Origin of the sequence: Clostridium algoriphilum (assembly GCF_020443705.1) — a bacterium.
GTDB classification, from domain to species: Bacteria; Bacillota; Clostridia; order Clostridiales; family Clostridiaceae; genus Clostridium_AD; species Clostridium_AD algoriphilum.
The window spans coordinates 1-7713 of sequence record NZ_JAIZZK010000070.1 but is presented as its reverse complement, the minus strand read 5'-3'; the positions used below and the strand labels follow the sequence as shown (position 1 = coordinate 7713).

Annotated in this window: 13 protein-coding genes; 2 read left to right on the top strand and 11 right to left on the bottom strand. The window is 30.2% G+C overall.

All coding sequences use genetic code 11. The features are described from left to right. The 4 genes from LGK95_RS21505 to LGK95_RS21490 form a co-directional block, all read right to left on the bottom strand. The coding region (locus LGK95_RS21505; RefSeq protein ID WP_404814483.1) for an NADH-quinone oxidoreductase subunit B family protein at positions 1 to 555 on the bottom strand (555 nt) is incomplete at its 3' end. A gap of 242 nt (positions 556 to 797) precedes the next feature. Then, the gene (gene hypF, locus LGK95_RS21500; protein WP_226126948.1) at positions 798 to 3086 is read right to left on the bottom strand and encodes a carbamoyltransferase HypF; all 2289 of its coding nucleotides are present in this window, start codon (positions 3084 to 3086) and stop codon (positions 798 to 800) included. Between the two features lie 128 nt (positions 3087 to 3214). Then, the gene (locus LGK95_RS21495; RefSeq protein ID WP_226126950.1) at positions 3215 to 3355 is read right to left on the bottom strand and encodes a histidine kinase dimerization/phospho-acceptor domain-containing protein; all 141 of its coding nucleotides are present in this window, start codon (positions 3353 to 3355) and stop codon (positions 3215 to 3217) included. Between the two features lie 51 nt (positions 3356 to 3406). Then, complete coding sequence (locus tag LGK95_RS21490) at positions 3407 to 3682, bottom strand: DUF3231 family protein (protein ID WP_226126947.1); 276 nt, start codon at positions 3680 to 3682, stop codon at positions 3407 to 3409. A gap of 97 nt (positions 3683 to 3779) precedes the next feature. Here LGK95_RS21490 and LGK95_RS22945 point away from each other — a divergent pair, with 97 nt between their 5' ends. Next, the gene (locus LGK95_RS22945; protein WP_226126946.1) at positions 3780 to 3935 is read left to right on the top strand and encodes an IS3 family transposase; all 156 of its coding nucleotides are present in this window, start codon (positions 3780 to 3782) and stop codon (positions 3933 to 3935) included. A gap of 169 nt (positions 3936 to 4104) precedes the next feature. On the opposite strand, the gene LGK95_RS21480 is transcribed toward LGK95_RS22945, so the two are convergent. The 7 genes from LGK95_RS21480 to LGK95_RS21450 all read right to left on the bottom strand — a co-directional run bounded on the left by LGK95_RS21480 (position 4105) and on the right by LGK95_RS21450 (position 7046). Beyond that, on the bottom strand, positions 4105 to 4557 hold the full coding sequence (locus LGK95_RS21480; RefSeq protein WP_226126945.1) for a hypothetical protein: 453 nt from the start codon (positions 4555 to 4557) through the stop codon (positions 4105 to 4107). Between the two features lie 261 nt (positions 4558 to 4818). After that, complete coding sequence (locus LGK95_RS21475; RefSeq protein ID WP_226126944.1) at positions 4819 to 5397, bottom strand: phosphatase PAP2 family protein; 579 nt, start codon at positions 5395 to 5397, stop codon at positions 4819 to 4821. A 17-nt stretch (positions 5398 to 5414) separates the two neighbouring features. Further along, positions 5415 to 5591 (bottom strand): phosphatase PAP2 family protein, encoded by a 177-nt coding sequence (locus LGK95_RS21470; protein WP_319001949.1) that lies wholly within the window; start codon positions 5589 to 5591, stop codon positions 5415 to 5417. 469 nt (positions 5592 to 6060) lie between these two features. Continuing rightward, entirely contained in the window at positions 6061 to 6282 is a 222-nt protein-coding gene (locus LGK95_RS21465; protein WP_226126943.1) for a hypothetical protein, read from the bottom strand. Between the two features lie 216 nt (positions 6283 to 6498). Then, positions 6499 to 6678: a hypothetical protein gene (locus tag LGK95_RS21460; protein WP_226126942.1), complete on the bottom strand. Its 180-nt coding sequence runs from the start codon at positions 6676 to 6678 to the stop codon at positions 6499 to 6501. Continuing rightward, positions 6668 to 6826 (bottom strand): hypothetical protein, encoded by a 159-nt coding sequence (locus LGK95_RS21455; RefSeq protein ID WP_226126941.1) that lies wholly within the window; start codon positions 6824 to 6826, stop codon positions 6668 to 6670. Before LGK95_RS21455 ends, LGK95_RS21460 begins: the two co-directional genes overlap by 11 nt. A gap of 46 nt (positions 6827 to 6872) precedes the next feature. Next, positions 6873 to 7046 carry an AbrB/MazE/SpoVT family DNA-binding domain-containing protein gene (locus LGK95_RS21450; protein WP_226126940.1) on the bottom strand — a complete coding sequence of 58 codons (174 nt, stop codon included), beginning with the start codon at positions 7044 to 7046 and terminating at the stop codon, positions 6873 to 6875. Positions 7047 to 7297: 251 nt separating this feature from the next. Between LGK95_RS21450 and LGK95_RS21445 the strand changes: the two genes are divergently transcribed. Then, entirely contained in the window at positions 7298 to 7486 is a 189-nt protein-coding gene (locus LGK95_RS21445; protein ID WP_226126939.1) for a hypothetical protein, read from the top strand. Positions 7487 to 7713: the final 227 nt, after the last annotated feature.

Here is a 7713-nt window from a genome sequence, read left to right as displayed (position 1 = left end):
ATTTACTACAGGGTTAGTTGTTTTCCCGGTTAATATAGTTTTAGCACTTTGGCATGCTGTACTGTTTGCGCCTGTTGCTGGAACTCCACCAAAGGAAGCACAAGTTCCTGCAGCTACTACATATTTTGCCATCGGACCATATTTTAAAACAGCTTGTTGCATTGTTAATGGAACTCCATTAATCTCCCCAATTATACAATAGTTTCCGCTTGCGCCAGTAGGTACTGCGCCCTCTATAACAAGTATAAATTGATCCTTGTACTGAGTGGCACTTTGGTCAAGAGTTTGCATTGCAAGATCACCTGAAGCCGTCATAATTGTGCTGTTATATTTCATACTTATTTTATTTAAGAGCACATCATCAATAGTGGTTGGAGTGGTTACATTTAAAGTGGAGATCGTACATCCAGAGCATCCTGCACCTTGAATCCAAATTATTGGCGGATCTGTTTCTGCAGCAAGAACAGTGTTTACATTTGCAAGATCAAAATCTATATTTAAAGCAACTGATGCCGCAACAGACCACTTTAAAAAATCTCTTCTACTTATTTTCATAATTATCCCTCCTTAAATTTAAAAAAACTGTCGACGGTTTTCCTTTAACACCATTATACATAAAAAACATGTCATCAACTTTGTTAGTTTGTTAATTTTTGTTAAGTTATGTTAAGTCGTATTAAATTATCCGTTAAATACTTATGTTGAAGTATTTGATATGTTTTTTCCATATAATAAAAAGACAGCAGTTTTTAAGCTGCCGTCTTTTTATTATAAATAGTATTTTGAATTTACAGAATCTATTCAAAATTTTGTGAATCATTCTCAATTATTTCATTAGCTATAATCATTTGCCCAATTGCTACCCCTCCATCATTAGAAGGTAATTCTTTGTGAGTATAGACTTTAAAATTATTCTTTTTGAGATTGCAGCATATTTTTTTAAGTAAAAAAGAATTTTGAAAAACCCCTCCACTCAGCGCAACTTCATTTATACCTGAATCTTCTCTAATGCACGCGCATACACTGACAGTTAAATTAACAATAGTATTTTGAAATTTTGAAGCAATAATTTTAGCTGATACTCCTTTTTTTCTGTCTTCTATTGCCTCAATAATTATTTCATAGGGCTCTACAATATACATATCCTGCTTTATTACTCTATAAGTATATGATTCTTCAATATCTATTTCTGATATAGCCTCAAGCTCAATGGATGCCTGACCTTCATATGTAACTACATCCGTAATACCAATTATATTTGCCATAGCATCAAAAAGTCTGCCCATGCTTGAAGTCTCTGTACAATTAATGTTTGAGTTTAAAATATTAATCAAATTAATAGCCTTATTACCATATAACTTAAAAATCAAATCATTAATTTCTTTTTCACTTTTTTGTTCACTTAAAGACTTATAAATATAAGAAACTGCCATTCTCCAGGGTTCTTTAATAGCTTTTTCTCCTCCAGGCATTTTTATATTTTCAAGATGAGCAACTCTTCTAAATTCGAGCCGGTCACAAATAAGAAATTCTCCACCCCATATTCTGCCGTCAGTACCATAGCCAGTTCCATCAAAACAAACTCCAATAGCTTTTTGCTTTAAATCATTTTCAAACATGTTACTAACTATGTGGGCATGATGATGCTGCACCGCAATCCTAGGCAAATCGCATTCTAAAGCATACTTAGTTGACATATATCCTGGATGCATATCATATGCTATAAATTCGGGAGAAAAAGAAAATATTTTTTTAAAATGCTCTACATTTTTTTTATAGTGTTCATAAGTTTCTAAATTTTCTAAGTCACCATTAAATTGGCTTAGAAACAAATACCCTTCTTTATTGATACAAAAAGTATTTTTCATATTTGGACCACAAGCTAATATATTTCTCATATTACTCCATTTAAAAGGCTCAGGTACAAATCCACGAGAACGCCTTATAATTGTCTGCTTTTCATCTACAACTTTTAATACAGAATCATCAACTGGGACATGTATTTCACGATTATGCATGAGAAAATAGTCCACAATACCTGAAAGGTCAGATCGAGCAGAACTGTCCTTATACTCTATAGGTAGACCATTAAGGTTTGCACTAGTCATAATAAGTACCTTAAGTTTTTCAGAAAACAATAAAATATGAATAGGTGTATATGGAAGCATTACTCCCATTGTTTTTTGATTAGGTGCAATATTTCGAGGTAAATCAAAGCTTTCCTTTTGATTCAAAATAACAATTGGTTTTCTTATTCCGGTTAGTATTTTTTCCTCTACCTGATTCACTCTACAATATTTCTCTACTGTTTCTATATCCTTTATCATAACCGCAAGAGGCTTAAAGGGTCTTTTTTTTCTCTTCCTTAAGTTACTCACGGAATCTTCATTCAATCCATCACAGGCAAGGTGAAAACCTCCTAGGCCTTTTACTGCAAAAATTTTACCTTCCATAAGCATGTTTTGAGCAAAGCTTATAGGATCTTCTATTTCTAATCTGTTACCTTTAAAATCCTCTATCCAAAGCTCGGGACCACATTTTTCGCAAGCATTGGGTTGCGCATGAAATCTTCTATTTGTAGGATCTAAATATTCACTATTACATGCCTTGCACATTTTAAATTCATTCATTGTAGTTTTATCCCTATCATAAGGCAATTCTTTGATTATAGAAAACCTGGGGCCACAATTTGTACAATTAGTAAAAGAGTAACCTTTTCTCCTATTATTTAAATTTAGTATATCTTCCTCGCACTCACTACAAGTAGCTATATCTGGGGATATAAAAGTGATTTTATCTAAACTCTGTTCACTTTCTTTAATTTCGAAATTAGAATAATTTAATACTTTATCAACTTTTATAGTTATTTTTTCTATTCGGGCAAGAGGCGGAGGATTATTTTTAAGACATTGTACAAATTTATCTATATCTTCCTCAAATCCCTCAATATCTATATAAACTCCTTCGGAATTATTATTCACCCATCCTTTTAACCCATTTTTTTTTGCTAGATTATATACAAATGGACGGAAGCCCACACCTTGAACTATTCCTTCAACCACAATAAAACTTCTCTTTTTATCCAAAAAACACACCTCTCTTATATTCTTTTAGTACTCGCAGAAACTCTCAGAAACTCTCAATTCATTGCTATTTCTAAGTTCATTTTTGTACAAAATTCCACTTCACACCCAAATTTATCAACTTATTTCAATTAAACGGTCTGAATTAAGCCTTGACAGTAAGCCTTGACAGTAACTACGGACTTATTATCATATTGAATTTCTAGTAATTGCAATGCACTAAGAACAATATTAAGTGGTGTTTTTAATTCATGAGACATAGAAGAAAATATTTTTGATTGATCGATATTATATTTTTTAGATTCCTCTAATAATCTTTTTTCTTACATAGATATATTTACTGCACCATTACCTAAATTTAATTTCATCATTTCGCGGAGAAACATTATATAAAAAATGTCATCAAATAGAGGAATAGAATCTTTTACAGAATCTATTCCACTAAAACCCATCGGAATAACTGCCTTTTCTGCATTAAATATATTTATAATTTCACTTTTTATATTTTGTCCTTCATTTGCGTAGGAAGCTAATATATTTTGAGCCTCTTTATCGATAGTTTTACTAACATTCCAGTAGTTGACATATAAGTCATCCACAATGTACCTAATTCAGTTGAAGTTAATTGTATTTTTGCTTCGGTTGTCATTTAAACCCTTCTTTCTATGATAATAATAGGAATATATATATGGTCGAATGGTAGGCTTTTGGGGAATTCTCAAGTGTGAAAAGTACTACTTGCACAAATATAATACATATGAAGATTTCTCTAATGCAATTGATAAATATATTATTTTCTACAATACCAAGCGATTACAAACGGCCTTATTCCTTTGGAATTTAGGGCTTTAACCGCTTAAGTAATTTTTATTATTTCCACTGTCCACTTGACAGGGAGCAGTTCAAAAAACGAAAGAGTGTTTATATGCATATAGTATATAAATTAATATAACTATAAAAATGGTGATGGATAAATGAATAAATACACGGCTTTCATAAAAAGTTAAAAAGGAAATTTCCGCTATTTAAAATCAGGTAATAGTTTTGTATATTCCTTTTTAACAGCTTGAAGTTTTCCTGGATCAAGTCCAAGTGCTTTTAAAATTGTTGGAGCCACCTGGGAAGTAGTGACTTCTTTTGTGTTTTGCTCTGATTTTTTTATACCAGAGTTAGATAGTAATAGTGCAACATTTGTATCTTCTTTTGAGAAACCACCATGTTCAGCAATTTTTTTACCACCATCTTCTGGCTTAATTACAATATCTGGTACGAGGGAATCATTTGCAGGATTATTAAATGGCCATTTGTCAGTAGAAGAATAAGATAGCACATCTTTAATGTGAGCCGTATCTTTATTAGCTGTAATTTTTGACACTACAGCACTTGTTTTTGATTGATCAGTTAGCCAAATTAGTGCCGTGTCATCTGTAGTGATTTGGGCAATTAACTTTTGATCAACACCAGCAGTAATCAAATTCTGATCAACAATATTTAATTTAGTGGGGTTAATAGGAGAATTACCATGTTTTGCTTATTAGTTTATTCATTACTAGTCTCCTTTTATAAATAGTTTTATAAAAATAAGTATAACTTACTAATGTTAGCTAAAAATTAAATATAAGTTAATTTATATTAATATTTAAAAATAACATATTCAAATAAATGAGGAAAATGTATATTATAATTTAATTTTGCTTTGCACCAAAATGAAATAGTGTACTTTAGTCGTTTTAAATTACAGCAGAGAAAATATGGTTATTGTTAGTAATTTATGAATAGATACTTCTCTTAAGACAATAAAAATTATTTTTGAACATATCACCCCAATTACCATTCCTGCTATGACATCCGTTGGGTAATGAACATATAGGTATAACCTTGATAAGGCTATCAAAAATGCTATTAACATAAATAACAACTTATATTGTGTAAAATACATAGACAGCATTTCTGCAACAGCAAAGGATGATAATGTATGTCCAGAAGGAAAAGAATAAGATATTGGACTTGTACTGAGCAGACCGACGTTATTTTGTTTATTGCAAGGCCTAACTCGTCTCACTATGTGTTTTACTATTCCTTCCCCAACAATTGTACTTATAATTAATGTTATAATTATTAAATTTCCAACTACTCTATATGGTTTCTCTAATATTAAAGCAATAGCTATTATTATCCAAATAATTCCTAAATTTCCCGTAAATGTTACTATAGGCATAATAATATCTAAGCATCTATTGTGTACATACTTTTCAATAACAAATAGAATATAATTATCGAATTTATCTATTTTTTTTCCAATATTAAAATACACCTTACCGCCTCTTTCTCTTACATATCAGGCTTGGTATTATGATTTATATAACTTACTTTATTAAACAAGAAAATTATTATTCCACTGCATATAGGCCCTAAAACAATACCTGTTAAAACATCTGTAAGATAATGTACATATAAATGTAATCTTGAAAAAGCTATTAAAGACGCTAAACTGAAAGATTCAAGTATATACTCGTGACTTTATCCATAATAGGTCCATACAAATTATCATTTATATACAATAATATGGAGCTATCAAATTTCTGTATTAAAGGTATCCTTAGCCCTCCCCCACCCCCAATTATAATGTAAAATATAATTTTCTCCACATATCATATAATATATTTATTAAAAACAGATTAGAAAAGTATTAGATTTAGCTTAAGAATTATGACAGCTACTTATAAAAAAACACCTACATGACAGATAATATTTAATATAGAGAAACTAATAAATCGGAATTTTACAAGCCATTAATTATTATAGAGGTGAATTAGTATGGAACAAAATGCTGGAAAGAAAAAATTTCTAAAAAAGATAGCTTTATATCAACTTTTGGCGGACTTTTGTTTGGATATGATACTGGGGTCATATGTATAACAGGTGTCCTACAATTTCCAAAAATAAAAACAGCCTAGCACAGCTGTTTATCAAATATCTATGATGGAACATTCTTTCCCGACTTCCAAGTAAAAATAAATCTCTTCATATCACAATGGTGTTTTACCATAGGATATATTACGGTATAACTCTTACGATACATGTATTTTAAATCTTTATCTTCTTCGTCTTTTTCATCTTCTTCATCATACATTAGTATATTCATCATAGACATACATTGTCCAAGATTCTCACAGTCTTTACAATGGTAGTTACACATAAGTACCTCCAAAATAATATTTGCCCTCTATATTATTCTGCTTTAGTTATTTTGCTACAGTAGTCTGTCCATCTCCTTGTTGAGTTAATGTTTATTTTTGCTATTAACCATCAAATCTTAAATAATATCCACTTACAAGTACCGAGTTCATACCTAATGTACTAATGCTAGCATTAAAATTTTTGTTCAACTAAAGATAAGTATGAAAAAACTTTATTACCCCCTACATTTATCACTTTGATTATCAAAAACTCTTACAAATTTGATAGAGTATATATCACACATTACTAGATCATTTGTACCACTTTCTTTAACAGCAGTGAGGGATAGCCCCCCATCATATATAAATATAAACAATATTAATAAAAGCTTAAGTCCTCTGGTATTACTGGCCATTCTTTATTTCCTCAAGCACCTCAATTTGCACTTTAATATCCCTCTTATCTAAACTATAAAGTAGAAATTTAATAGTCTTATCATACCTCCCTAACTTTTCATATAAGTCTTTTATTTTCGCATCAAGTCTATTTTCTAAACTTTCCATTATTGGATCCCCCTTCTTAAATTTAAATTATTCTTAAGTATTGTTTTTACCTAACTTTTATATCTTCGGTATTTAATTTATTTGTAACCTTTTCTATAATTATTTTGTTGTCCTCTATAGTAACATTTACATCATCCATGGCTTTCCACCCTAGTTCTTTAGCTTCTGTTGTAATTCTTACTGCCAATGCTCCACTCCATTTTGATATTTTTTTGCTCATTTCACCGCCCTTTTACATATATTGTAAAACTATCGTACCGTACTGTAAATAGTTATTAAAGTTATTTATGACTTCTTTTTACTGTTAATAGTAAACCTATGTATTAAACAAGCTACAATGACGTTATTAACTTATCTAGGTAGAGTTAGTTTATAACTTTATTATTTTAATTTCATTGTGTAACTTATTATGAAAATAAAGGGAATTTATATTTTTTTACAGAATTATTATATAAAAGGGTGGTGAGAATTATGTATTGCGAGTATATAAAAAAAGAAATTCAACTTATCAAAAAAAATAAATTGGCTGGAATGAATAAATTCGTTTACGAATGTTCGGAAAATTATAAAGATATAGGTGGCGTTATTACGAAGGTAGGCTGTAAATTTCATTTTAGTGACAATTGTTTACAATTAAATAATAGAGTACAAAACAAATAATAATTCATTATTACTTTAGAGCCGCAGTGGTTACAATGAGTTTACGCTTACAGGCTTTGCTACGGAGAAACGTTTTTGCAACTACTACGGAATATATAGTCATAGAGCATTATTTTAGACTATAAAAATAGCCACTCTCTTGAGGAGAATGGCTATTAACTATCGCTTACTTCATTCGTACGCTATACTCTATACTATGCAATACTCATCTAAAAAATTCCATACTT